22 protein-coding genes and 1 tRNA gene are annotated in these 25,348 nt (G+C 66.2%); 15 read left to right on the top strand and 8 right to left on the bottom strand.

Annotation, left to right across the window (positions count from 1 at the left end):
• Nucleotides 1–21 precede the first annotated feature (21 nt).
• The gene (locus tag AC1MLZ_RS15260; protein ID WP_480959216.1) at nucleotides 22–1,800 is read left to right on the top strand and encodes a cation:proton antiporter domain-containing protein; all 1,779 of its coding nucleotides are present in this window, start codon (nucleotides 22–24) and stop codon (nucleotides 1,798–1,800) included.
• 56 nt (nucleotides 1,801–1,856) lie between these two features.
• Here AC1MLZ_RS15260 and AC1MLZ_RS15255 read toward each other — a convergent pair whose 3' ends face one another.
• On the bottom strand, nucleotides 1,857–3,449 hold the full coding sequence (locus AC1MLZ_RS15255) for a long-chain fatty acid--CoA ligase (protein WP_480959215.1): 1,593 nt from the start codon (nucleotides 3,447–3,449) through the stop codon (nucleotides 1,857–1,859).
• Nucleotides 3,450–3,467: 18 nt separating this feature from the next.
• Nucleotides 3,468–6,923, bottom strand: coding sequence for a DNA polymerase III subunit alpha (gene dnaE, locus AC1MLZ_RS15250; protein WP_480959214.1), 3,456 nt, complete (start codon nucleotides 6,921–6,923; stop codon nucleotides 3,468–3,470).
• A 151-nt stretch (nucleotides 6,924–7,074) separates the two neighbouring features.
• On the opposite strand from dnaE, the gene AC1MLZ_RS15245 reads away from it, so the two are divergent.
• Nucleotides 7,075–7,668, top strand: a complete 594-nt coding sequence (locus AC1MLZ_RS15245; protein ID WP_480959213.1) for an HdeD family acid-resistance protein — start codon at nucleotides 7,075–7,077, stop codon at nucleotides 7,666–7,668.
• Nucleotides 7,669–7,853: 185 nt separating this feature from the next.
• Here AC1MLZ_RS15245 and AC1MLZ_RS15240 read toward each other — a convergent pair whose 3' ends face one another.
• The 5 genes from AC1MLZ_RS15240 to AC1MLZ_RS15220 form a co-directional block, all read right to left on the bottom strand.
• A complete protein-coding gene (locus tag AC1MLZ_RS15240; RefSeq protein WP_480959212.1) occupies nucleotides 7,854–8,333 on the bottom strand; it encodes a glutathione peroxidase in 480 nt (159 codons plus the stop codon).
• Between the two features lie 27 nt (nucleotides 8,334–8,360).
• On the bottom strand, nucleotides 8,361–8,951 hold the full coding sequence (locus AC1MLZ_RS15235; protein ID WP_480959211.1) for a GNAT family N-acetyltransferase: 591 nt from the start codon (nucleotides 8,949–8,951) through the stop codon (nucleotides 8,361–8,363).
• Entirely contained in the window at nucleotides 8,948–9,622 is a 675-nt protein-coding gene (locus AC1MLZ_RS15230) for an ABC transporter ATP-binding protein (protein WP_480961576.1), read from the bottom strand. Before AC1MLZ_RS15230 ends, AC1MLZ_RS15235 begins: the two co-directional genes overlap by 4 nt.
• Nucleotides 9,623–9,653: 31 nt before the next feature.
• Nucleotides 9,654–10,904, bottom strand: a complete 1,251-nt coding sequence (locus tag AC1MLZ_RS15225) for a lipoprotein-releasing ABC transporter permease subunit (RefSeq protein WP_480959210.1) — start codon at nucleotides 10,902–10,904, stop codon at nucleotides 9,654–9,656.
• A gap of 696 nt (nucleotides 10,905–11,600) precedes the next feature.
• Nucleotides 11,601–11,690, bottom strand: a tRNA-Ser gene (locus AC1MLZ_RS15220).
• Between the two features lie 155 nt (nucleotides 11,691–11,845).
• Between AC1MLZ_RS15220 and hspQ the strand changes: the two genes are divergently transcribed.
• The 4 genes from hspQ (at nucleotide 11,846) to AC1MLZ_RS15200 (ending at nucleotide 13,887) form a co-directional block, all read left to right on the top strand.
• Complete coding sequence (gene hspQ, locus AC1MLZ_RS15215) at nucleotides 11,846–12,241, top strand: heat shock protein HspQ (protein ID WP_480959209.1); 396 nt, start codon at nucleotides 11,846–11,848, stop codon at nucleotides 12,239–12,241.
• 262 nt (nucleotides 12,242–12,503) lie between these two features.
• Nucleotides 12,504–12,851 (top strand): 50S ribosomal protein L21, encoded by a 348-nt coding sequence (gene rplU, locus AC1MLZ_RS15210; RefSeq protein ID WP_480959208.1) that lies wholly within the window; start codon nucleotides 12,504–12,506, stop codon nucleotides 12,849–12,851.
• Between the two features lie 13 nt (nucleotides 12,852–12,864).
• Nucleotides 12,865–13,167, top strand: coding sequence for a 50S ribosomal protein L27 (rpmA, locus tag AC1MLZ_RS15205; RefSeq protein WP_480959207.1), 303 nt, complete (start codon nucleotides 12,865–12,867; stop codon nucleotides 13,165–13,167).
• A 174-nt stretch (nucleotides 13,168–13,341) separates the two neighbouring features.
• Complete coding sequence (locus tag AC1MLZ_RS15200) at nucleotides 13,342–13,887, top strand: GNAT family N-acetyltransferase (RefSeq protein WP_480959206.1); 546 nt, start codon at nucleotides 13,342–13,344, stop codon at nucleotides 13,885–13,887.
• A 271-nt stretch (nucleotides 13,888–14,158) separates the two neighbouring features.
• Here the strand turns inward: AC1MLZ_RS15200 and AC1MLZ_RS15195 are convergent, their stop codons facing one another.
• Nucleotides 14,159–15,028 (bottom strand): metal-dependent hydrolase, encoded by an 870-nt coding sequence (locus AC1MLZ_RS15195; RefSeq protein ID WP_480959205.1) that lies wholly within the window; start codon nucleotides 15,026–15,028, stop codon nucleotides 14,159–14,161.
• Nucleotides 15,029–15,091: 63 nt separating this feature from the next.
• Between AC1MLZ_RS15195 and AC1MLZ_RS15190 the strand changes: the two genes are divergently transcribed.
• The 9 genes from AC1MLZ_RS15190 to lptG all read left to right on the top strand — a co-directional run bounded on the left by AC1MLZ_RS15190 (nucleotide 15,092) and on the right by lptG (nucleotide 25,274).
• Nucleotides 15,092–15,691 carry a TetR/AcrR family transcriptional regulator gene (locus AC1MLZ_RS15190; protein WP_480959204.1) on the top strand — a complete coding sequence of 200 codons (600 nt, stop codon included), beginning with the start codon at nucleotides 15,092–15,094 and terminating at the stop codon, nucleotides 15,689–15,691.
• A 66-nt stretch (nucleotides 15,692–15,757) separates the two neighbouring features.
• On the top strand, nucleotides 15,758–16,804 hold the full coding sequence (gene obgE / locus AC1MLZ_RS15185) for a GTPase ObgE (RefSeq protein WP_480959203.1): 1,047 nt from the start codon (nucleotides 15,758–15,760) through the stop codon (nucleotides 16,802–16,804).
• A gap of 118 nt (nucleotides 16,805–16,922) precedes the next feature.
• Nucleotides 16,923–18,020 carry a glutamate 5-kinase gene (gene proB, locus AC1MLZ_RS15180; protein ID WP_480959202.1) on the top strand — a complete coding sequence of 366 codons (1,098 nt, stop codon included), beginning with the start codon at nucleotides 16,923–16,925 and terminating at the stop codon, nucleotides 18,018–18,020.
• A gap of 91 nt (nucleotides 18,021–18,111) precedes the next feature.
• Complete coding sequence (locus AC1MLZ_RS15175; protein ID WP_480959201.1) at nucleotides 18,112–19,023, top strand: NAD-dependent epimerase/dehydratase family protein; 912 nt, start codon at nucleotides 18,112–18,114, stop codon at nucleotides 19,021–19,023.
• Nucleotides 19,024–19,083: 60 nt separating this feature from the next.
• The gene (locus AC1MLZ_RS15170) at nucleotides 19,084–19,326 is read left to right on the top strand and encodes an acyl carrier protein (protein WP_480959200.1); all 243 of its coding nucleotides are present in this window, start codon (nucleotides 19,084–19,086) and stop codon (nucleotides 19,324–19,326) included.
• 148 nt (nucleotides 19,327–19,474) lie between these two features.
• Nucleotides 19,475–20,737, top strand: coding sequence for a serine palmitoyltransferase (gene spt / locus AC1MLZ_RS15165; protein ID WP_480959199.1), 1,263 nt, complete (start codon nucleotides 19,475–19,477; stop codon nucleotides 20,735–20,737).
• A gap of 207 nt (nucleotides 20,738–20,944) precedes the next feature.
• Nucleotides 20,945–22,897, top strand: a complete 1,953-nt coding sequence (locus tag AC1MLZ_RS15160; RefSeq protein WP_480959198.1) for an ATP-binding protein — start codon at nucleotides 20,945–20,947, stop codon at nucleotides 22,895–22,897.
• A gap of 89 nt (nucleotides 22,898–22,986) precedes the next feature.
• Nucleotides 22,987–24,180: an LPS export ABC transporter permease LptF gene (gene lptF / locus AC1MLZ_RS15155; protein ID WP_480959197.1), complete on the top strand. Its 1,194-nt coding sequence runs from the start codon at nucleotides 22,987–22,989 to the stop codon at nucleotides 24,178–24,180.
• Nucleotides 24,177–25,274 carry an LPS export ABC transporter permease LptG gene (gene lptG, locus AC1MLZ_RS15150; protein ID WP_480959196.1) on the top strand — a complete coding sequence of 366 codons (1,098 nt, stop codon included), beginning with the start codon at nucleotides 24,177–24,179 and terminating at the stop codon, nucleotides 25,272–25,274. The genes lptF and lptG overlap by 4 nt, the downstream gene beginning before the upstream one ends.
• The last annotated feature ends 74 nt before the right edge of the window (nucleotides 25,275–25,348 follow it).

Here is a 25,348-nt window from a genome sequence, read left to right as displayed (position 1 = left end):
GCGTCCCCTAAGGTCGCAGGCATGGCATTACGGCTCGACAATCAAGGTTTCAGCGACGCGCTGGTCATTCTCGGCGCGGCCGGGCTCGTCATTCCCGCGTTCGCGCGGTTCCGGGTAAGTCCGGTCATCGGCTTCATCCTGGTCGGCCTGCTGGTTGGCCCCGCAGGGCTCGGCTCGCTGACCGGGTCCGCGCCGTGGCTCTATTACCTCACCATCTCCAACCCGGAATCGATCGAGCCTTTCGCGGAGTTCGGGATCATCCTGCTGCTGTTCTCGATCGGCCTGGAGCTGTCGTTCAAGCGCTTGTGGTCGATGAAGCGGCTGGTGTTCGGCACCGGCGCCGCCGAACTGATCGGCTCGGCGCTGATCATCGGCGTGGCCCTGCACTTTATCGGCCAGGAATGGGCCGGCGCGATCGGGCTCGGGTTCGCACTCGCGCTCTCCTCGACCGCGCTGGTCCTTCCGCTCGTCGGCACCACCGGTGCAGTCGGCCGTGGTGCGTTCGCGATGCTGCTGTTCGAGGATCTGGCGCTCGTGCCGATCATCTTCGTCCTTGGCGCGTTGGCACCGACCGCGAGCGCGGACGGTTGGTCGAACATCGCCGGCGTCGCCTTGCGCGGGGGGCTGACCGTGGTCGCGATGTATATTGGCGGGCGTGTCGTCCTGCCCCGCCTGTTCGGACAGGCAGCGCGGACCAAGAGCCCCGAACTCTTCCTCGCGGCATCGCTTCTGGTGGTGATCGTCGCGAGCGTAGCGACCACCGCTGCCGGACTGTCGCCGATCGTCGGCGCGTTGCTGGCCGGGCTGCTGATCGCCGAGACCGAGTATCACAGCGAAGTCGAGGTCATCACCGCGCCGTTCAAGGGCCTCGCGCTCGGCGTGTTCCTGATTACCGTCGGCATGAGCCTCGACCTCCGGCTGATCGGACAGAACTGGCCGTCGCTCCTGCTCGCGGTGACAGGCGTGGTGGCGACCAAGGCGATCGTGACCTTCCTGTTCCTGCGCGTCGCCAACTCACGGCGCGGTGTTGCCGCTGAGACGGGGCTCCTCATGGGCAGCCCGTCGGAAACCACGCTGATCGTCCTGGCGACTGCTGCTCAAGCGCAGTTGATCATGCCCTCCACCGCATCGTTCTGGCAGACCGTCACTGCGATCGGCCTGACGATCACGCCATTGCTTGCCAAGCTCGGCCGGAAGGTCTCGCGCCAGATCGAGAGCCGATCAGTCGCCGACGCGGGCGATATCGAGATCGACGACGACGGACCCGGGACGGTCGTCATCGGCTTCGGCCGGGTGGGACGCATGGTCGCGGACATGCTCGCGGTTCACGGACAGAAATACGTCGCGGTCGAGGCGGATATTGATTCGGTCGAAGCCGCGCGGGCGCAGGGGCATCCGGTGCTGTTCGGCGACGTCGCGCGGGCGGAACTGGTTGATAGGCTGAAGCTGCATACCGCCAAGGCGCTGATCCTGACGATGGACGATCCGGTGCTGACCGTGCGGCTTGCGCGAAGGGTGCGGGCGTTGGCGCCGGATCTGCCGATCGTCGCGCGCGCGCGTGATACCGCGCATGCCGCCGAACTGTACCGCGCAGGCGTGACCGATGCGGTGCCGGAGACGCTGGAGAGTTCGCTGCAACTGGCGGAGGCGGTGCTGGTCGATCTCGGCGTGGCGATGGGTCCGGTGATCGCGTCGATCCACGAGAAGCGCGACGAGCTTCGGCAGGAGATCAAGGCGGCGGCCGACATGCTGGTCGAGCCTCGCATCCGGAAGGCCAAGCGGACGCCTCGCGCGGCGTGAGGGCCGCTTTGGGGCTCGCTTTATTCAGCCTCGCAAACGCGGCCTTGAGCGATCAATCAGGCGGCGGCGAGTGCGAAATCCTTGAAGCGTTCGCGCAGGGCCGTCTTGAGCAGCTTCCCCGTCGCCGTATGTGGCAGGTCGTCGACGAAGACGATCGCGTCGGGGAGCCACCATTTGGCGACGTGCTTTGCCAAGTGATCGAGGATTGCCGGTTCGTCGACCGTGCTACCGGGTTTGCGGACGACCAGGAGTAGCGGCCGTTCGTCCCATTTGGGGTGATAGATTCCGATCGCCGCCGCTTCCGCGACTCCCGGGCAGCCGACCGCTGCGTTCTCCAGGTCGACCGAGCTGATCCATTCGCCGCCGGACTTGATGACGTCCTTCGAGCGGTCGGTGATCTGCATGGTGCCGTCGGCGTGGAGCATCGCGACGTCGCCGGTGTCGAACCAGCCTTCAACGTCAACCGCATCCTCGTCGGCGCCGAAATAGCGTTGGACTACCCAGGGGCCGCGGACTTGGAGGCGGCCTGCGACCTTGCCGTCGCGCGCCAGGACCACGCCTTCGTCGTCGATGATGCGGAGTTCTATGCCGAAGGGGACGCTGCCCTGCTTGCCGACGAGGTCGAGCTTTTCGTCGTGCGTCATGTCGTCCCAGTGTGGCGGCGCGAAGCCGGCGGTGCCGATCGGCGAGGTTTCCGTCATGCCCCAGAGGTGCTTGACGGTGGCGCCCATGCCCATGATGCGCTCGATCATCGCGCGGGGGGCTGCCGAGCCGCCGATCGTCACCTGCTTCAGATGGCGAGGCGCGTCGCCGGATGCCTCCATGTGGCCGAACATCGCGAGCCAGACGGTCGGGACGCCGGCGGAGTGCGTCACCTTCTCGTCGTTCATCAGGCGGCACAGCACGGCGGGATCGTTGACCGCGGAATAGACCACTTTCGCCCCCGACAGCGCGCAGGCGAACGGCAGGCCCCAGGCAGCGGCGTGGAACATCGGCACGACCGGCAGCACGACCGCGTTGGGGGAGAGATCGAACACCCACGGCGCGACCTCGGCCATCGCATGGATCATCGTCGAGCGATGTGTGTAGAGGACGCCCTTCGGGTTGCCGGTGGTGCCGCTGGTGTAGCAGAGCATGCACGGATCGCGCTCGGGGCCTTCGACCCACTCGTAATCGCCATCTTCCGCGTCGAGCATCGCCTGGAAACCGTCGGGGCCGAGATCGTCGAAGCACACGTAATGTCGGATGCTGGGCCATTGCTCGCGCAGGCGATCGACCACGGCCGAGAATGCCTTGTCGTAGAGCATCACGCGGTCTTCGGCGTGGTTGGCGATGTAGACGAGCTGTTCGTCGAACAGCCGCGGGTTGATCGTGTGGATCACGCCGCCCATGCCGATCGTGCCGTACCAGGCGACGAGGTGGTGCGCGTGGTTCATCGCGAGCGTCGCGACCCGGTCGCCGGGGGCTACGCCAAGTTTTTCGAGAGCTTGGGCGAGTTTGCGCGCGTCGCGGGAGATCCCGGCCCAGTTCGTGCGCGTCTCGCGACCGTCGGCCCAGTAGCTGACGAGTTCCCTCGCGCCGTGTTCGCGTGCCGCGTGGTCTATCAGGCGGGGAACACGAAGTTCGAAATCCTGCATTCCACCCAGCATTTGCGCTCTCCCAAGCTGTTATCCGACCAGAGCGAGCCTCGTTTCCGAGGTCTTCAGCTCGACCTTCGTCACACCGTGCGACGACTCGATGTGCTCGACAAGCTCTCCGTCGAGCAGGAAGTCGCGGCCGAGCAGGATGCAGACCTCGCCGTCGGGGAGTTGCGCGCGGACTCGGACCTCGCCGCGCGCGCCGCGATGCTCGGCGAGCAGGGACGCGAGGCCGGTGAACGCGGCCATGTCGGAGATCGTCACGACCACCTGGAAGCGCGCGAGATTGGCGAGGCTTTCGAACGGCTGGATGCGCTTGATGCTGACGCGTGGCGTGTCCTCGCCGGGCTTGCGGTCGAGTTCGACGGTGATGAGGCCGCAACCGCCGGCCTTTGCTGCGTCTTCGAGATCCTTCGAGACCTGTTCGTCGAAGCAGGTCGCCATGAACTGGCCGCTGGCGTCCGAGCATTGCGCCATCATGAAGCGCTTGCCGCGTGCGGACGTGCGGTATTTCGCGTCCTCGACCAGCACCGCCATCGTCGCACCGGCGCGGCTGCCGTCGTCGGGGATGTTGAGCTCCGACAGCGCGGTGTAGGCGCGGGCGCCGTGGCTGTTGGCGATGTGGCGGTGGCGATCGACCGGGTGTGCGGAGAAATAGAAGCCGAACGCCTCCTTCTCCTGGTCCATGCGCTGGCTGAGCGTCCAGCGGACCGAGGGAGGGAGCTTGATCGCGTCGCCGGCGGGTTCCGCGTCGCCGAACAGGCCGCCCTGGCCGCTGGTCTTCTGTTCGTGCGTGCGTGCGGCGATCGCGAGGATGGTTTCGGCGGTGGCGTGGATGCCGGCGCGGTTGGGCTCGAACGAGTCGAAGGCGCCGGCGGCGGCGAGCGTCTCGAGCTGGCGCTTGTTGAGCAGGCGCGGGTCGACGCGCTTGGCGAGATCGTCGAGGCCGGCGAACGGGCCGTTCTGGACGCGCTCGACGATGAGCTTCTCCATCGCGCCTTCGCCTACCGATTTGAGTGCGCCGAGGGCGTAGCGGACGGCGAGATTGTTCTCCTCAACGTCAGGCAGGACCTCGACGTCGAACTCGGCCTGGCTCGCGTTGATGCAGGGCGGCAGCGACGTGATCCCCAGGCGGCGCATGTCGTCCGTGAAGATCGCGAGCTTGTCGGTCTGGTGGAGGTCGTAGCACATCGAGGCGGCGAAGAATTCGTGCGGGTGGTGCGCCTTTAGCCACGCGGTCTGGTACGCGAGCAGCGCATAGGCGGCGGCGTGGCTCTTGTTGAAGCCGTAGCCGGCGAACTTGTCGATCAAGTCGAACAGCGCGTTGGCCTCGGCCTTCTTGATGCCGTTGACCGTCAGGCAGCCCTCGACGAAGCCCGCGCGCTGCGCGTCCATCTCGGCCTTCACCTTCTTGCCCATCGCGCGGCGCAGCAGATCGGCGCCGCCGAGCGAGAAGCCCGCCAGCACCTGGGCCGCCTGCATGACCTGCTCCTGATAGACGAAGATCCCGTAGGTCTCCGAGAGGATCGGTTCGAGCAGCGGGTGCGGGTAGTCGATCGCCTCGGTGCCGTTCTTGCGGCGGCCGAAAGACGGGATGTTGTCCATCGGGCCCGGACGGTAGAGCGACACGAGCGCGATGATGTCGCCAAAATTGGACGGGCGGACCGCCGACAGCGTGCGGCGCATACCCTCCGACTCTAGCTGGAACACCCCGACCGTGTCGCCGCGCTGGAGCAGCGCGTAGACGCCGGCGTCGTCCCATTCGAGCGCATCGAGATCGACGATCACGCCGCGCTTGGCGAGCATCTGCAACGCCTTTTGCAGCACCGACAGCGTCTTGAGCCCGAGGAAATCGAACTTCACGAGGCCGGCGCCCTCGACATATTTCATGTCGAACTGCGTGACGGGCATGTCGGAGCGCGGATCGCGGTAGAGCGGGACGAGCTGTGCGAGCGGCCGATCGCCGATCACCACGCCGGCGGCGTGCGTCGACGAGTGGCGCGGCAGGCCCTCCAGCTTCATCGCCAGATCGAGCAGCTTCCGCACGCTGTTGTCGTTGGCGTATTCCTTCGCCAGTTCGCCGACGCCGTTCAGCGCGCGCTCCAGCGTCCAGGGGTCGGTCGGATGGTTCGGCACGAGCTTGGCGAGACGATCGATGTGGCCGTAGCTCATCTGGAGCACGCGGCCGGTGTCCTTGAGCACCGCGCGCGCCTTCAGCTTTCCGAAGGTGATGATCTGCGCGACCTGATCGCGGCCGTATTTCTCCTGGACGTAGCGGATCACCTCGACGCGGCGGGTTTCGCAGAAATCGATGTCGAAATCGGGCATCGACACGCGTTCCGGGTTGAGGAAACGCTCGAACAGCAGGCCCAATTTGATCGGATCGAGATCGGTGATCGTCAGCGACCAGGCGACGACCGAGCCTGCGCCCGAACCACGGCCCGGGCCGACCGGGATGTCGTGGTCCTTCGCCCATTTGATGAAGTCCGCGACGATCAGGAAATAGCCGGGAAAGCCCATCTGGACGATCACGTCGACCTCGAACGCGAGGCGCTTGCGGTAGACGTCGCGCCAGCCGTCTTCGCCCTCACCGTGGAGCGCGGTAATGCGGGCGAGACGCGCTTCGAGACCGGCTTCAGCGTCGTCGCGGAGGAGCTTCGCCTCGCCCTCGATGTCGCCGGCGAGGCTGGGGAGGATCGGTTTCCGATACGGTGCCATCACTGCGCAGCGCTGCGCGACGACGAGCGTGTTAGCGATCGCCTCGGGGATGTCGGCGAACATCTCGTGCATCATCGGCGCGGGCTTCATCCAGGCCTCGGGGCAGCTGCGGATGCGGTCCTCGGTCTCGACATAGGTCGAATGCGCGATGCAGAGCATGGCGTCGTGCGCGTCGCCGAACGCGCTCTCGGTGAAGCAGCACGGGTTGGTCGCGACCAGCGGCAGGTTGCGTTCGTAGGCGATGTCGATGAGGTCGGTTTCGGCGGCGATCTCGACCGCGTCGTTGCGGCGGGACAGCTCGATGTAGAGGCGGTCGCCGAACAGGCCTTGCAGGCGATCGAGATAGGCGCGGGCGCGGTCGGGCTGGCCTTCCGCGAACAGGCGGGCGAGACCGCCTTCGCCGCCTGCGGTTAAGGCGATCAAGCCTTCGGTGTGGCGTTCGAGCGCGGCGAAATCGACGTGCGCGGGCATCTCGATCGGGCGGTCGAGATGCGCCATCGAGACGAGCGCGCAGAGGTTGTCGTAGCCGGTCATGTTCTGCGCGTAGAGCGCGAGCCAGTCGAACTGCGTGGCGATGCCGTCGGGCATGTCGGGGCGGCCTACGCCCAGCATCACGCCGATGATCGGCTGGACGCCGTCCTTCTTGGCGGCGTCCGAATAGGCCATCGCGGCGTAGAGCCCGTTGCGGTCGGTGAGCGCGGCGGCGGGAAAGCCCAGCGCACGCGCCTGCTTGGCGATCGCCTTGGGATCGATGGCGCCGTCGAGCATGGTGTAGCAGGAGAAAACGCGAAGGGGGACGTAACCGGAATGCATCGACCAGAGGTAGGCGCTGCGGCGTGATTCGACCAGCCGGGATGAGTCCGATCGGAACCGCGGACACGACGAGCCGTTGCGGCGGAGACTTCTGGGAGCATCTTTTATGACCGATCCACGCGGGCGCTTTGCTGAGACTGAGACCACCGCGGCGGGAACGCCTCGGGCGGGCGCTGGCTGGGGGTGGATACTGGCGTACGGCGTGCTGTCGGTGGTGCTTGGGATCATGGCGTTCGCGTCGCCGTTTTCGGCGACCTATGCTGCGACGTTGGTGATCGGGGCGTTTCTGATCGCTGCCGGGATCGTGTCGATCGTGTCGGGGTTTGCCGGCAAGGGGCATGAGGGGCGCGGTTATGCGATCGGGTTTGGGCTGGTATCGCTGGTGATCGGGCTGATCATGGCGTTCGAGCCGGCCACGGGGGCGATATCGCTGACGTTGCTGATTGCGGTGTGGCTTGGGGTTCGTGGGGTGTTGGAGATTGGGCTTGGGTCGCGGTTTCGGCGGGGCAAGGGGCTGATGATCGCGCTGGGGGTGGTGAACATCGTGCTGGCGGTGATCGTGCTGGCGACGCTGCCGTGGTCTGCGCTGACGTTGCCGGGGTATGTGCTGGGGATCAGCTTTTTGTTTGGCGGGGTGACTTCGGTTGCTTCGGCGCTGGCGCATAATAAGGGCGCGCCGGCTTTTTCGGTAGCCGCCTAGAATGTTCTCCCGCGAAGGCGGGAGTCCAGTCTGGGCCCCCGCCTTCGCGGGGGAACACTCTGCTGACGGCGAACCATAGTATTTCCGTCATGCCGGGCTCGTTCCGGCATCCACTCTTCCGCGAACTCAGCAACCGCTGATGTGCGGCACCGTGGACCCCGGAACAAGTCCGGGGTGACGGAGAGTTACAGCAGCGTCTCGATATCCTTGCGGATGTCCTCGGGCTTGGTCGTCGGGGCGTAGCGGTCGACCACGGTGCCATCGCGCCCGACCAGGAACTTGGTGAAGTTCCACTTGATCGCCTTCGACCCTAGCACGCCCGGCGCGTCGGACTTCAGGCGCTCGAACAACGGGTCCGCCCCTGCCCCGTTGACGTCGACCTTCGCAAACACCGGGAACGTCACGTCGTAGGTCAGCGTGCAGAAATTCGCGATCTCCGCCGCGTCGCCCGGTTCCTGCGCTCCGAACTGGTTGCAGGGAAACGCCAGCACCTCGAACCCGCGCTCGGCATAGTCCCGGTGAAGCGCTTCGAGCCCCTCATATTGCGGAGTGAAGCCGCATTTCGAGGCGGTGTTGACGATCAGCAGCACCTTGCCGCGATAGGGGTCGAGCGACGCCGCGGTGCCGTCGGCGGTCTTCACGGTGAAGTCAGTGATCGCGGTCATGGGCGGGTCTTCCAGTCAGACGGGCAGTCAGGGGGCGTGTCGGGCCAGCAGATACGTCAGGTTCTGACGCACGCCCGGCCATTCGTGGCGGAGGATGCTGTAGACCACCGTGTCGCGCAAGCGGCCGTCGGCCATGACCTGATGTCCGCGAAGCAGGCCGTCGCGCTTTGCGCCGAGGCGTTCGATCGCGCGCTGGGAGTTCTTGTTGAGCGAATCGGTGCGGATCTGGACGCATTCGCAATCTAGTGCGTCGAACGCGTGGGTCAGCAGCATCAGCTTGGCCTCGGTATTGACGCCCGTGCGCTGGACCGACTTCGCGTAGAAGGTGCCACCGATTTCGAGCCGCTTGTTGCCCTTGTTCATCCGCATGAAGCGCGTGGTGCCGACGACGGTCTCGTTCGCCACGACCGCGAACAACCGCGCCCGCCCGAAATCCTGCTCGCGCAACGCCGCGGCGAGCCAGCGGTCGGGTGCTTTCATCATCGAGACGTTGGCGTAGAATGTGTCCCACAGGTTGCCCGCCGACGCCGCCGCGACCAGCGCGTCCATGTCGTCGGCGACCAACGGACGGAGCGTGACGTGACGCCCCGTGAGCGTCGGCGTCTCGCCCCAGGTCACGCCAGCCGTCCCTCGTGCAGCCGCAGCACGCGGTCCATCCGTGCCGCGAGCCGCTCGTTATGCGTCGCGACCACCGCTGCGGTGCCCTGCTCGCGGACGAGGCGGATGAACTCGGCGAAGACGATGTCGGCGGTGTGTTCGTCGAGATTGCCGGTCGGCTCGTCCGCGAGCACCAGCGCGGGCTTGTTGGCGAGCGCCCGGGCGACCGCGACGCGCTGTTGCTCGCCGCCGGAGAGCTGGCTCGGGCGGTGCGTCAGGCGGTGGCCGAGACCGAGCTGGGTGAGCAGTTCCGCCGCCCGCCGGTCCGCCTCGACCCGCGTCGCGCCGTGGACGAGTTGCGGGAGGACGACGTTCTCGGTCGCGTTGAAGTCCGGCAGCAGGTGGTGGAACTGATAGACGAAGCCGAGGCTGTCGCGGCGTACCACGGTGCGCTCATGCGCGTTGAGCTTGGCCGCCTCGGTGCCGGCGATCCTGATCGATCCCTGGAAGCCGCCCTCGAGCAGGCCGACCGCCTGCAACAGCGTCGACTTGCCCGACCCCGACGGTCCGAGCAGCGCGACGATCTCGCCCGGTGCGATCGCGAGGTCGACGCCGCGCAGCACGTCGATCGTCGCGCCGCCCTGCGTGAAGCTCTTGGTCAGCCCGCCCGTCTGGAGGACGTAATCGTCCATGCGCTCGATCTGGCGATCGATTCGGAGGCCTTCATTCATAACGCAGCACCTGCACGGGGTCGGTACTCGCCGCTTTCCAGGCCGGATAGAGCGTTGCGAGGAAGCTGAAGATGAGCGCCATCAGCGCGATCACGACGATCTCGACGGGGTCCGTCTTCGACGGGAGTTCGGTCAGATAGCGGATCGACGGGTCCCACAGGTTCTGGCCGGTGACGAGCTGGACGAAGTTCACCACGCCCTGTCGGTAGAACAGGAAGATGAACCCGAGCACGAGTCCTGCCAAAGTCCCCAGCGCACCGATGGTGGTGCCGACGACGATGAAGATCCGCATCATCGAGCCGCGCGTCGCGCCCATCGTCCGCAGGATCGCGATGTCGCGCGTCTTGGCGCGGACCAGCATGATCAGCGACGACAGGATGTTGAACACCGCGACCAGGATGATGATCGACAGCACGGTGAACATCGCGACGCGCTCGACCGCGAGCGCCTCGAACAGCTGCGCGTTCATCGTCCGCCAGTCGGCGATCACCGCGTTGCCGCCGATCTTGTCCGCGAGCGGCTTGAGGATCTCGCCGACGCGGTCCGCATCGACCGTCTTCAGCTCGACCATGCCGGCGGCATCGCCCATCAGGAGGAGCGTCTGCGCATCCTCGATCGGCATGATGATGTACGCCTTGTCGTAGTCGTAGACGCCGATCTCGAAGATCGCGCCGACCGTATAGCTGACGATCCGCGGGACCGTGCCGAACGGGGTGGTCTGGCCTTGCGGGCTGAACAGCGAGATGTCGGAGCCGACCTGCGCGCCGAGCGATTCGGCGAGCCGCGAGCCGATCGCGATCCGCCCGCTGCCTTGCGTGATCGACTGGAGCGAGCCCATGATGACCTTGTTCTGGATCGTCGAATTGCGGCGGATGTCGTCGACGCGCATCCCGCGCACCAGCACCGCCTCGGCGCGACCGTTATAGGTGGCGGCGAGCGGCTGTTCGATCAGCGGCAGCGCGCTGGTGACGCCCGGCGTCTTCTGCGCCTGTGCAACGATCTCGCGCCAGTCGGGGAGCCGTCCGCCGACGCCCTGGACGACCGCATGGCCATTGAGCCCGACGATCTTGTCGAACAGTTCGGCGCGGAAGCCGTTCATCACGCTCATCACGATGACCAGCGCGGCGACACCGAGCATGACCGCGACCAGGCTTATCGAGGCGACGAGGAAGATGAACGCCTCGCCCTTGCCCGGCAGCAGATAGCGGCGGGCTATCATCCGTTCGTAGCGGGACAGGATCATGGGCGGCCGGGTTCGATCGTTAGGGAGACTATGCCCGGCTCTAGGACGCGTCCCCGCGCGAGGCAACACGTGCGAGACGGCGGGCGGGATAGTGCGCGGGTGGAGGGAGCGGGTGGAGGGAGCGGGGATCGCGGCGTCATGGGTATGATCTCGGCCGATGGCTAGATTGGTATGTTGCGTAATCGCCACAGGGCGTATCCAATCGTGCCGGCGCACGCGCAAATACCGTGACAAAGCCGGCTCACATAACTAGCAAAAACCTCGCTGAGACACAGGCAACGGCCGTGGTTCGGGGACTGCTTTTACGCCGCACCAAAGGTGATGAGCGAAAGCACAAAAATGGGGGCTGACGAGCGATCGTCACGCAGGCGCCCGGATCGGCAACGGTCCGGGCGTTTGCTTGTCCGGCACGGTTTTTGAGCTGACCTATACTTTACGACAACTTTGGCCGTCGCGTTCGATGCCGATATCGTGCCGTCATCCTGATGAAAGCCTAGACCCAGAGCCAAGTAGCACTGCGTGCGTTACTCTCGCGCCTGACTTTCGTCAGGACGACGCGCGTGGTCACGAAAGCGACGGGTATCGGCCAGATCAGCGAGGGCTTGCACGCGACCCGCTCATATTGCCGGCCAGGGGCGGCCCACAGTCGAGCGCGGGCGCCCGGCGGGGATTTTTACAGCGATGTCAGCAGGTAAATGGCGGAGAGGGTGGGATTCGAACCCACGGTACCCTCGCGGGTACGCCGCATTTCGAGTGCGGTACATTCGACCACTCTGCCACCTCTCCGCAGGTCATCCAAGGCGCTGCGAACAGTCCCTCCGATCGGTCGAAGCGCGGCCTCTAATGAAGTGACCTTGGCGACGCAAGCGGATTTCGAGGTTTCGGGCGCCGTCCGCCGCGTTTTCCTTGTGCGGCGCAAAACAGACCCTAAATTGGCGGATATGCCCCGACACGACAGTATCGCTCACGACATCACCCGCCCGATTGTCCCCGCCGAAGTGATCGCTCCGCCGATCTCGCATGCGAATTTCTCGATCGGCGACGTCGTGCGGCACCGGCTGTTCGACTTTCGCGGGGTGATCTTCGACGTGGATCCGGTGTTTGCGAACAGCGACGAATGGTATGCCGCCATTCCCGAGGACATTCGCCCGCGGAAGGACCAGCCCTTCTACCATCTGCTCGCGGAGAACATGGAGTCGAGCTACGTCGCGTATGTGAGCCAGCAGAACCTGGTGCCGGACGACAGCGACGAGCCGGTGGACCATCCGGCGATCTCGGGGTTGTTCAGCGACTATGCGGATGGCCGGTACGCGCTGCGACAGGTTCATCGGCACTGAGGCGAATCGCGCTTCGTGATGCCGGGCTCGCTCCGGCATCCACCGTTGCGCTTGATCACCGGCGGCTGATTTGCGGCACGGTGGACCCCGGAACCAGTCCGGGGTGACGGGTGGGGTCGTGAAACACACTCGCCTGCCGCCTTAAACCACCCTTTCCTGCCCCTTCGCGGTTGACAACTCCGCCCCCCTCGCTTAGCTGCCCGGCTTCTCCCGGCGGACCCTGCGTTCGTGGGGCACATGTATTTGGAAAGTGACAAGGGCCATGTTCGCAGTCGTGCGCACGGGCGGCAAGCAGTATCGCGTCGCCGCCGGAGATAAGATCGTCATCGAGAAGATCGAGGGCGATGCAGGTGCGTCGGTGACGCTGGGTGACGTTCTGCTGGCGGGCGAAGGCTCGGAGCTGCGGTCCGTCGAGGGCTTCGTCGTCGCCGCAGAGATCATCGCGCAGGCGAAGGCGGACAAGGTCATCGTCTTCAAGAAGCGTCGTCGTCATAACTATCGTCGCAAGAACGGCCATCGCCAGCAGCACACGATCCTGAAGATCGTGTCCGTCGGCGGCCAGACAGCCCAGCAGCAGACCGAGGCTGATGCCCCGGCCGCTCAGGCATAAGGAGTAGCTTCAGATGGCACATAAGAAAGCAGGCGGCTCTTCGCGCAACGGTCGCGATTCGGCAGGCCGTCGTCTCGGCGTAAAGAAGTTCGGTGGCCAGGCGTGCGTCGCCGGCAACATCCTCGTGCGTCAGCGCGGGACGAAGTTCTACCCGGGCACCAACGTCGGCATCGGCACGGACCATACGCTGTTCGCGCTGGTCGATGGCCGCGTCGTATTCAGCCAAGGCAAACTCGGGCGCAAGTTCTGCTCGGTCGAGCTGGCAGCGAACGACACGGCGGATATTGGCACCGAGATGCCGGTAGCAGCCGAATAACATAGGGTAACCATCCGGGTTGCCCACCAGGGTGACCCGGGTCGCGAAAGCGAACCTGAACAAGGGAGACGGGTCACCCCGGCTCCCTTTTTTATTGCTCCCTCCACGCGGCTGTCGCGGTCCCGTCATCCCGACGTGGCATGCGCGCAGCCAACGACGCGATAGGAGAGAGCCGTGTTCGCGCGCACCAAGAGACTGACATTGCGGCCGGGTTGGCCGGAAGATGCGCCTGCATTGGCGCAGGCGATCGGCCACGAGACCGTGGTCGCCAAGCTGGCGCGGGCGCCCTGGCCCTATGCGCTGGGCGACGCCGAGGCGTTCCTGGCCCAGCCGCGCGGCGCGCATGAGCCGCGATTCCTGATCGAGACCATGGAAGCGGGCGAGCCGCGACTCGTCGGCGGTATCGGACTTCAGCTTGCCGATTCGGGCCATGAACTCGGTTATTGGCTGACGCCCGATGCCTGGGGTCACGGGTATGCGACCGAGGCTGGTGAAGCGGTGGTGGCGATGGCTCGGCATGCGCTGGGGCTGCACCGGCTGGATGCGTTTCATTTCGTGGACAACCCGGCTTCGGGGCGCGTGCTGGCGAAGCTCGGGTTTCGGCCTACGGGGCGGGTTGAGGCTCGGACGTCGCGGGGGCGGGGTGGCGATGCGCCTGCGGTGATGTTCGAGCTGGATCTGGATGACGACCGATGTGCGCCGATGCCTCTGGCGGCGTGAACTACGTCTCTAAGGGGTAAGGTACCACCCCGGCGAAGGCCGGGGCCCAATTGGGCAGGTCGCAGTAACGGAGCGATGTCCTCCGCTAGCAACGTCCCCCAATTGGGCCCCGGCCTTCGCCGGGGTGGTGCATTTCGTTATGTGGCGGCAAAATATCACTGCTCCCCCGCGAAGGCGGGGGGCCAGGAATCACGGGCGATGTCGTTTGGTATCCTGGGCTCCCGCTTTCGCGGGAGAACTAGGAAGGAGGAAAAAGCGTGAAGTCCGAGACTTAGGCGACCGCAACCACCCGCTTCGCGACCGGCAAAACCGCCGCCTCATACTCGCTTTCCGCCAGCCCGATCAGCGCGCGGTCGTCGTGCTTCCACGGGTGGAACCCCGGCAGGAAATACGCGGCCCACACACCCGCGATCTTACGCGCCATCCCCGGGTTGCCGAACGCGTACCACGCCATCCGCGCCCACACGCGTGGCCCGGTCATCCCGTCCTGCCGCAGCAGTTCCGCCATCCCCCGCGCACGCCCGGTGAAGAACCGCCACGTCGTGATCAGCATGACCAGCGACTTCACCCGCCAGCGCGTGAAGCGCGGCCAGCCGCGAGTCGCGTGCAGCCACGTGTCATAGGCGACGCCCTTGTGCTCGATCTCTTCCGCCGCATGCCACAGCCACAGCGCGGCCGCCTGCTCGTCGCCACCGCGCAGATGATTCGGGTTCGCGATCAGCTCGTGCGCCAGCATCGCGGTGAAATGCTCGAGCGCGGTGGTGGCGGCGAGGCTCGCGATCTCCGGCTTTCCCTTGGTCAGCGCCAGCGCGGCATCGACATCGACGATCAACGGCGCGACGTCATAGCCCTGATCGGTCACGTGGCGATTGAAGGCGACGTGCTCGCGCGTGTGGATCACCTCCTGCTTGATGAAGGCATTGATCTCGGCGTGGAGTTTCGGCGGCGTGCCCTCGCGAAATTTCCGCACGCTGTCGACGAAATAGCCCTCGCCCTTCGGGAACGTCACCGACAGCGCGTTGTAGAACGCGGTCGCGACGGCATCGTCGTTCAGCCACCAGCGGCGAATCGCGGCACCGCGGCCGAAGCGGCGGTCGCGCGGGGTGATCGTCAGATCGGCAGGCGTGGTTGCTTTCGCCACGGAAACCTCCAAACAGGAATGAACACTCGTTACTTACATTGATGTAAATAGGTTTTCCGGTCCGTGACGTCAACACCGCGCAAGCGACTCTCCCCTACCGAATCGCGCGAAGCCGCCGTCGAAGCCGCGCGCGCGCTCTTGGTCGAAAGCGGCCCCAGCGCTGTGACGTTGAAGGCGGTCGCGGGCCGGATCGGGCGTACGCACGCCAACCTGCTCCACCATTTCGGCTCGGCGGAGGCGCTGCATACCGCGCTGATCACGCGGATGGCGGCGAACATCGTCGGCACGATCGGCGGCGCCGTGCTGCGCGTGCGGGCGGGCGAACTGGATCCGCGCGAGGTGGTGGAGATGACCTTCGACGCGTTCGGCAAGGGGGGCGCGGGCGCGCTGGCGAGCTGGATGATCCTGTCGGGCAATACCGATGCGCTCGATCCGATCATGGCGGCGATCCACGACCTGGTGGACGAACTCGCGGGCGGTGAACTGCCCGGTACGCGGCCTATCCAGGAACAGACGTTGACGCTGGTGCTGATGGCGCTCGGCGATGCGCTGATGGGGGCGCCGATGGCCCGCGCGCTGGGACTGCCGGTCGGCAAGGCGCGCGAACTGGCGCTCGATGCGCTGCTCGCCAGCAAGGATGCGAGCGCGCCGACACCCTGCTAACGCGCCCAGGTCTTTGGCAGAATCGCAGAGGGTGGAGATTTTCGCCAATTTCGCTATGGGGCGGCGATGCATTTTCTAGACCAAGCCAAGATCTACGTACGTTCGGGTGAGGGCGGCCCCGGTGCCGTCAGCTTCCGCCGCGAGAAATATATCGAATATGGCGGCCCCGACGGCGGCAATGGCGGCAAGGGCGGCGACATCGTGTTCGAATGCATCGCCGGCCTGAACACGCTGATCGACTTTCGCTACACACAGCATTTCCGCGCGCCGCGTGGCTCGGGCGGGTCGGGCTCGAACCGCACCGGCGCGGGCGGCAAGGACCTCGTGATCCGCGTTCCGCTCGGCACGCAGGTGCTGTCGGAGGACAAGGAGGAGGTGCTGATCGACTTCACCGAAGTCGGCCAGCGCGAAGTCCTGTTCCGTGGCGGCGATGGCGGGCGCGGTAACGCGAGCTACAAGACGTCGACCAACCGCACCCCGCGCCAGCACGGCACCGGCTGGCCGTTCGGCGAGGCGTGGGTCTGGCTGCGGCTGAAGCTGCTCGCCGATGCGGGCCTCGTGGGCTTGCCGAATGCGGGCAAGTCGACCTTCATCAACCAGGTGACGAATGCGCAGGCCAAGGTCGGCGAATACGCCTTCACGACCACGCGGCCACAGCTGGGCGTGGTGCGCCACAAGCAGCGCGAGTTCGTGGTGGCGGATATTCCGGGGCTGATCCAGGGTGCGGCCGAGGGTGCGGGGATCGGCGATCGGTTCCTCGGGCATATCGAGCGGTGCCGGGTGCTGCTGCATCTGGTCGATGCGAACGACCGTGACGTGGCCGAATCGTACCGGATCGTGCGCGACGAGCTGGAGAATTACGGCGAGGGGCTCACCGACAAGAAGGTGATCGTCGCGCTGAACAAGATCGACATGCTTGATCCGGAACTGATCGCGGCGCTGTCGGCGGAACTGGCGGAAGCCAGCGGGGCCGAGGTGATGGCGATTTCGGGTGCGAGCGGCGCTGGTATCGAGGCGGTGCTCGACCAGCTGATCGAGGCGATCGGGCCGGCACCGGGTGCGCCGAAGGAGCTGGAAGAAGGCGAAGTGCCGGTCGCATGGTCGCCGCTGTAGGCGCCGTCTTAGCCCTCTCCCCTGCGGGGAGAGGGTTGGGTGAGGGGCTGTTCCGGGCTGTACCGTTCGTGGCCGCCCCTCACCCCGGCCCTCTCCCCGCAGGGGAGAGGGAGCAGTGATGTTTCCGCCTTCGTCTTGTGCGCGGCTGATCGTGAAGATCGGGTCGGCGTTGCTGGTCGATCCTGATGGGAGCGTTCGTCGGGAGTGGCTGACTGGTCTTGTCGCCGATATTTCTGCTCGGACTCGTGAAGGCCAGCAGGTTGCGATCGTGTCGTCCGGCGCGATCGCGCTCGGCGCTCGGCGACTTGGTCTTGCCAAGGGCGGCCGGGCGAGTCTCGAGGACGCGCAGGCCGCGGCGGCCACCGGCCAGATTGCGCTCAGCCAGGTCTGGGCCGAATTGCTCGCCGCGCAGGGGCTGAACGCAGCGCAGATGCTCGTCACGCTCGACGACCTCGAAGACCGTCGCCGCTATCTCAACGCCGCCGCGACTCTCAACCGGCTGTTGTCGCTCAAGGTCGTCCCCGTCATCAACGAGAACGACAGCGTCGCGACCGAGGAGATCCGGTTTGGCGACAATGACCGCCTTGCCGCCCGCGTCGCGCAGGCGGCGGGTGCGCAGGGCGTGATCCTGCTGTCCGACGTCGACGGGCTCTACACTGCCAACCCGCATGCCGATCCGTCCGCGACGCATATCGCAAGCGTGCCGCGGATCGACGCGGTCGCGGGGATGGCGGATGACGGGTCGGGCTCGGGGATGGGTTCGGGCGGCATGGCTTCGAAGATCGCCGCCGCGCGGATCGCGACGGGTGCGGGTATTCCCTTGGCGATCGCGTCGGGGCGGATCGAGCATCCGCTCTCCACCCCTGCCCGCCATACGATCTTCACTGCCGAGCGAACCGCGTCTGCGCGGAAGGCCTGGCTCGCGGGGGGACTGACCGCGAAGGGTGCGATCCATGTCGATGCGGGGGCGGCGGCGGCGCTTGGACAGGGGCGGAGTTTGCTTGCCACGGGTGCGACTCGGATCGATGGCGGCTTCATGCGTGGCGATCTGGTGACGATCGAAGGGCCTGCTGGGACTGTCGCGCGGGGGCTTGCGGAGTATGACGCGGCGGATACTGCGCGTCTGCTCGGCCGGCATAGCGACGACCATGCGGCGATCCTCGGCTACGCGCCTCGGTCTGCGCTTGTGCATCGCAATCATCTGGCGCTCGTATGATCGGCCAAGCCTTGTTCACCCGCGAAGGCGGGTGCCCAGCCTGGACACCCGCCTTCGCGGGTGAACACTCTTCGATCTCGGGAGCGCGGTCATGATCCTGGCCATCACCGGCGGTACCGGGTTCGTCGGCAGCCACCTGATCGATCATGCGCTGGAGATGGGCCATACCGTCCGCGCGCTCGCCCGGAAGCCGCAGGCCAAGCGGATCGGCGTGACCTGGATCGAAGGTGCGCTCGATCGGCCCAAGAGCCTCGCGACGCTGGTCGAGGGCGCCGACGCGGTGATCCACGTCGCCGGCGTGGTCAACGCGGCCGACCGCGCGGGCTTCGGCAAGGGCAATGTCGCCGGCACCGAAGGCATCCTCCAGGCGACACGCGCCGCCGGCATCCGCCGGTTCGTCCACGTTTCCTCGCTCGCCGCTCGCGAGCCGACGTTGTCGAACTATGGCTGGTCGAAGGCCGAGGCCGAAACGCGCGTAGAGACGTCGGGACTGGATTGGACGATCGTCCGCCCGCCCGCGATCTTCGGCCCGCGCGACCACGAGCTGCTCGATCTCTTCAAGGCGGCACGGTCGGGCTATCTGCCGATGCCCCCGGCCGGCACGCGCGTTTCGCTACTGTACGTCGAGGACCTGACCGCGCTGCTGCTCGCGCTCGCCGAGAGTTCCGATGCGCCGTCGATCATGGAGCCCGACGACGGCGTGCCGGACGGCTGGGACAATCGCGATTTCGCGCGCGCGATCGGCGTGGCGGTGAACGGGGCGGTCGGCAAGCCGGTCAGGGTGTTCTCGACACCCCGCCCCCTCCTGAAGCTCGCATCCGCCGCAGACCGGCTCGTCCGGCGGCGCAAGGCCAAGCTGACGCGCGACCGGGTCAGCTATTTCTGCCACCCCGACTGGGTCTCGCACAAGCCGCCGCCGCCCGCGCTCTGGACGTCCTCGGTCCCGACCCCGCAGGCGCTCGCGCAAACCGCCGCATGGTATCGCGCCGCCGGGCTGCTATAGCGCCGAAAAGCCGCCGCAATTCCCTGTCAGGACTGCGTGGCGACACCCGGAAGGATTACGATGAGCGACCGCCAGCAGATCTACGACACCGTCACCGCGCAGATCGAGCCGTTCAACAAGAAGGGCGCGCCGCTCGCCGATGCGACGACGTTCCAGGGCGACCTGGAGTGGGACAGCCTGACGGTGATGGATTTCGTCGCCGCGATCGAGGACGAGTTCGACATCATCATCACGATGAACATGCAGGCCGAGATCGAGACGGTCGGCCAGCTGGTCGACGCGGTCGCGAAGTTGAAGGCCTGACCCTCCTTGCCGTTCGTGCCGAGTAGGGATCGAGCGTAGCCGAGAGCCCGTATCGAGGTACATGTCCTTCGATACGCCATCTCGACAAGCTCGACGGCTACTCGGGACGAACGGTTGGGATACACATTCCAACCTCATGGAATCCGATATGACCGAAGCCGCCACCACCGCCCACGCCCTCCCCGTCGACGCTCCTGAGGTCGCCCCGGAACGCGATCTCATGAGCAAATTCGACGGGCTCATCGCCGAACGCGAGGCGCTGATCGCCAGTGGCGTGCGCAATCCGTTCGCGATCGTGATGGACGAGGTGAAGGGTCCGACCCAGGCGGTGATCCGCGGCAAGGACACGATCCTGCTCGGCACCTATAATTACATGGGCATGACGTTCGACCCCGACGTCATCCAGGCGGGCAAGGACGCGCTCGACGCGTTCGGGTCGGGCACCAACGGCAGCCGGATGCTCAACGGCACGTTCCACGATCATATCGACGTCGAACAGGCACTCCGCGAATTCTACGACATGACCGGCGCGATCGTGTTCTCGACCGGGTACATGGCCAATCTCGGGATCATCTCGACGCTCGCTGGCAAGGGCGAATACGTCATCCTCGACGCCGACAGCCACGCCTCGATCTACGACGGCTGCAAGCAGGGCAACGCCGAGATCGTCCGCTTCCGCCACAATTCGGTCGAGGATCTCGACAAGCGGCTTGGTCGCCTGCCCAAGGAAGCCGGCAAGCTGGTGGTGCTCGAAGGCGTCTATTCGATGCTTGGCGACATCGCCCCGCTGAAGGAAATGGTCGCGGTCGCCAAGAAGCATGGCTGCATGGTGCTGGTCGACGAGGCGCATTCGATGGGCTTTTTCGGCCCCAACGGGCGCGGCGTGTACGAGGAGATGGGGCTCACCGACGAGGTCGATTTCGTCGTCGGCACCTTCTCGAAGTCGGTCGGCACGGTCGGCGGGTTCGTCGTGTCGAACCACCCGAAGTTCGAAATGGTACGGTTCGCGTGCCGCCCGTACATCTTCACCGCCTCGTTGCCGCCGTCGGTGGTCGCGACCGCGGCGACCTCGATCCGCAAGCTGATGACCGCGCACGACAAGCGCGCGCAGCTCTGGAAGAACGCGCGGCGGCTGCACGGCGGGCTGAAGGCGATGGGCTTCAAGCTCGGCACCGAGACGTCGGACTCGGCGATCATCGCGGTCATCCTGACCGACCAGGAACAGGCGATCGCGATCTGGCAGTCGCTTCTCGAAGGCGGGCTGTACGTGAACATGGCGCGGCCGCCGGCGACGCCCGCGGGGACGTTCCTGCTGCGGTGCTCGCTGTGCGCGGAGCATACCGACGAGCAGATCACGACGATCCTCGGGATGTTCGAGACCGCGGGTCGCGCCGTTGGCGTGATCGGCTGACTCTCGATCCTCCCCCGCGAGGGGGAGGTGTCGCCGAAGGTGACGGAGGGGGAGGACACGGAACAGCGGTGACCTCTTACCTCCCCCTCCGTCTGGCAAGTGCCAGCCACCTCCCCCTGGCGGGGGAGGATCGGAAGGGCTTTTCACCCTCTCCCCGGAAATCGAAATCATTGCGCGGGGGCAACGACGCGTTAGGATGCCCGAGTGATGCGAAGCGAGGCCCAGACCGCGGCCCTGGGGGGCGGAGCGACCTGGCGGACCGTCACGCTGGTCGTGATGGGGCTGCTCGGCGCGGCGGTGCTCGTCGCCCTGATCGTGACGCTCGGCCACGCCAATCGCCAGCGCGATCGCGCGCTCGAACTGCAGGCGCACAGCTATGACGTGATGATCCTCGCCCGCACGCTGTCGGGGACGATCGCGCAGTCGGAGGCGTCGCTCGGGCGCTACGTGATCAGCGGCGACAAGCAGCTGGGACAGCTCTATTTCGACGAATGGCTGCTGGCGGGGACGCAGATCGACCGGCTCGACCGGATCACCAACGACAATCCCGATCAACAGCCGCGGATCGACCGCCTCCGCGCCGCCTATGACGCACGCGGGCGCGAGCTTTCGCTGACAGCGCTCAACACGCGCTACGGCAAGAACGGCCAGGCGATCGCGCGCTATTACCAAGGGCGTAAGGCGCCGACGCTCCTCGAGATCAACACGACGCTCGACACGCTGATCGCGGGCGAGCGCGCGCTGCTCGACGAGCGGACGGCGGCGGCGATGGGGTCGGTCGAGCGGTCGAGCTGGATCGCGGGCGTGCTGGCGGTGTTCGGCGTGCTGATCGTGCTGGGTGCGATCCTGCTCGGCTGGTTCACGATCCGCGCGGTCGGCGAGCGTGCGACCGCACTGGCCGATGCCGAACTTGAACGCGAGCGCGCCGACGAACTGACCACCGCGGTCGCCGCTGCCACCGCCGAACTGCGCGTGCAGGAGGCCAAATTGCGCCAGATCCAGAAGATGGAAGCGGTCGGGCAGCTGACGGGCGGGATCGCGCACGACTTCAACAACATGCTGGCGGTGGTGCTGGGCGGCCTCGAACTCGCGCGGCGCAACCTCGCAAATGATCCGAAGAGCGTCCGGCGGCATATCGACAGCGCGACGGAGGGTGCCAATCGCGCGGCGGCGCTGACCCGGCGGTTGCTCGCCTTCAGCCGCGAGGATTCACTGAAGGCCGAGACGATCGACGCCGCCGCGCTGGTCGCCGGCATGTCGGACCTGCTCGACCGCACCTTGGGCGATGCGATCACGGTCATCGTGCGCGACGATGCCGCGGGCGGGTGCGTCCGTGCCGATCGCGTCCAGTTGGAGAACGCGGTCCTGAACCTCGCCGTCAACGCGCGCGACGCGATGAACGGTCGCGGCACGCTGACCGTCGCGACCGGCACGACGACCTTGGCGGCGGAACAGGTCGGGCGGTGCGCGGCAGGCGATTACGTCACGATCATGGTCGGCGACGATGGCTGCGGGATGGCGCCCGACATCGCCGAGCGCGTGTTCGAGCCGTTCTTCACCACCAAGGAGGTTGGCAAGGGCACCGGACTAGGGCTGAGCCAGATCTTTGCGCTGGTCCAGCAACTGCGCGGCGAAGTCGGCATCGTTTCCGCACCGGGCGAAGGGACGACCGTCACGCTCTATTTTCCGCGCGCCGCCGAACTGGTCGCACTGCCCCTGCCGCCCGCTTCGATCGCGGTGGTCGAGCCAGTTCCGCCCAAGGCGCCCGAGACGTTGCATATTCTAGTCGTCGAGGATGATCCGCGCGTGCTGGCGGCGACGACCGGCGCGCTGGAGGAGATCGGGCATCATCCGATCGCGTGCGACGATCCGCTGGCCGCCCCTGCACTGCTGGCGGCGAACCCGGCGATCGGGCTGATCATCTCCGACGTGCTGATGCCGCGCCAGACCGGGCCCGAGATGATCGCAGCGCTCTCCCCGCTTTACCCGCACGTCGCGGTGCTGTTCGTCACCGGATTTGCCGGCGAGGTGAACGTCGCGCAGTTCGGCGGGCACGAGGTGTTGCGCAAGCCGTTCACGCTCAACGGGCTGGAGCGCGCGGTCATGGCGGCGATGGCCGCGGAGCGCCGCAAGACGAACCACCCGATCGCTGCGGAATGACCGTTCACTGACGTGTTGCGATTGAGGATGACGCCCTGCCCCGTCGCCCCTATACCCGCGCGACCCAGCATACTGAGCTCAACCCGCGCATGAAATCTATCGACCGCTACATGGCCCGGCTGATCGCGGTGCCGCTCTTTTCGACGCTGCTGATCGCCGTCATGCTGTTCGTGCTCGATCGCATGCTCGGGCTGTTCAATTTCGTCGCGACGCAAGGGGGGCCGATCAGCGTCGTGTGGCGGATGCTGGCTAACCTGCTGCCGGAATATCTCGGGCTCGGTATCCCGATCGGGCTGATGCTGGGCATCCTGCTCGCGTTCCGCCGGCTGTCGACGTCGTCCGAGCTGGACGTGCTGCGCGGTGTCGGCATGAGCTACAATCGGCTGCTGCGCGTGCCGTACATGTACACGATCGCGCTGGCGCTGCTGAACCTCGCGATTGTCGGCTATGTGCAGCCGATCGCGCGCTATTATTACGAGGGCCTGCGGTTCGAGCTGCGCACCGGGGCGCTCGGCGCGTCGATCAAGGTCGGCGAGTTCACCAATCTGGGCGACCGGATGACGCTGCGCATCGAGGAGAGCAAGGACAAGGGCCGCGAGTTGTCCGGGATCTTCGTCCACGCGTCGACCCAGAAGGGCGACTGGCTGGGGGTGACCGCCGAGAAGGGCAAGTTCCTCGCGACCGACGATCCCAACGTCATCATCTTCCGTCTCGCGAACGGCACGCTGATCCACAACCGGCCCGAGTTCAAGACGCCGCGCGTGCTGACCTTCAGCAGCCACGACCTGCCGATCGACCTGCCCAAGTTCGAAAGCTTCCGCAGTCGCGGCGGACGTAATCTCGAATACACGCTGCCCGAACTCGCCAAGCAGGGCCAGCGCGGTGCGACGCTGGAGCAACGCGACGGCAGCCGGTCCGAATTCCACTTCCGCCTGGCGGAGGTCGCGACGATGTTCCTGTTGCCGCTGCTCGCGCTGGCGCTCGGCGTTCCACCCAAGCGATCCTCGTCCGCACTCGGCGTGTTCCTGTCGATCGTGATGATCGTCACCTATCACAAGGTGAACCAATACGCGGCGGACGTCGGCGAACTCGGGCGGATCGATCCGATCATCGCGCTGTGGGTGCCGTTCACGATCTTCGCCGGGCTGATCCTGTGGATGTACTACACGATCGCCTATGTCCCCGGCGGGCAACCGATCGGTGCGCTCGAACGCGTCTTCTCGAAGACGTTCAAGGCGATCACCAGGCGCATCCCGGGCTTCCGTAAGAGCAAAGCCGCATGAACCTCGTCAGCTTCTTCCCGTCGCGGACGGTCGCGATCTACATGGGCCGGATGTTCCTCGTGCGGACGTTCGCGGTGCTCGCCGCGCTCGTGCTGGTGCTCCAGGCGCTCGACCTGCTGAGCAATTCCGGTGATATCCTCGCGTTTCCCGGTAATGGCGACGCGCAGATCTGGCAGTATGTCGGACTGCGCGTGCCGCAGATCGTCTCGCGCTTCCTGCCGTTCTCGGTCCTGCTCGGCACTATCCTGACGCTGATCACGATGAACCAGAACAGCGAGATCGTCGCGCTGAAGGGGTCCGGCCTGTCGGCGCATCAGGTGCTCGCGCCGTTGCTGGTCGCGAGCCTCGGTGTTGCGGTCATCAGCTTCGTGTTCAACGACCGCGTGGTAGCGCGGGCGACGGCGACGTTGAACCAGTGGCAGAAGGTGAATTACGGCAAGCTGCCGATCGATCGCGGCGACCGCGCGAATGTGTGGGTGCGTGATGGCGACGATCTGATCGAGGTTGCGCAGATTCGCGGGCGCGGCGATGCGACCCGGCTTGGTGGCATCACGCTGTACGATCGCACCGGCGGCAACCTCGTCGCGATCCTGCGCGCTGATCACGGCAGGCGCGTCGCGAATGGCTGGGCGGTAAGCCCCGCGAACCGGTTCGAGGTAAAGAGCGGTACCGTCCACGATCTCGGCACGGTGGTGATCGCAAAGGACGTGCGGCCCGACCAGTTCACGCTGGCGAGCGTCGATGCGGACGGGCTGTCATTCGGCGCGCTGAAGGCGGCGATCGCCGACCTGTCCGACGCGGGACGGCCGACCAAGGCGCTCGAAGGGTCGTTGTGGCACAAGCTGTCGGGGCCGCTGTCGTCGATATTGATGCCGCTACTGGGTGCGGTCGCGGCATTCGGGATCGCGCGATCGGGCAAGCTGTTCGTCCGCGCGGTGATCGGCATGGGGCTCGGCTTTGCGTTCTTCGTTGCCGACAATTTCGCGCTGGCGATGGGCAATCTCGGTGCCTACCCGCCGTTCCTCGCCGCCTGGGCGCCGTTCCTGCTGTTCTTCTTCATCGGCGAAGCGGTGCTGATCCGATCGGAGGAATAGCGCGCCGGCCGGCACGCCCTTTCACGCCGTGCCGCGCGTCCCTATCTGCTGGTCCGAACAACGCTCGGAGCAAG

This window comes from Sphingomonas sp. PEI4, from assembly GCF_056679955.1.
This window is presented reverse-complemented; position numbering and strand designations above follow the sequence as displayed.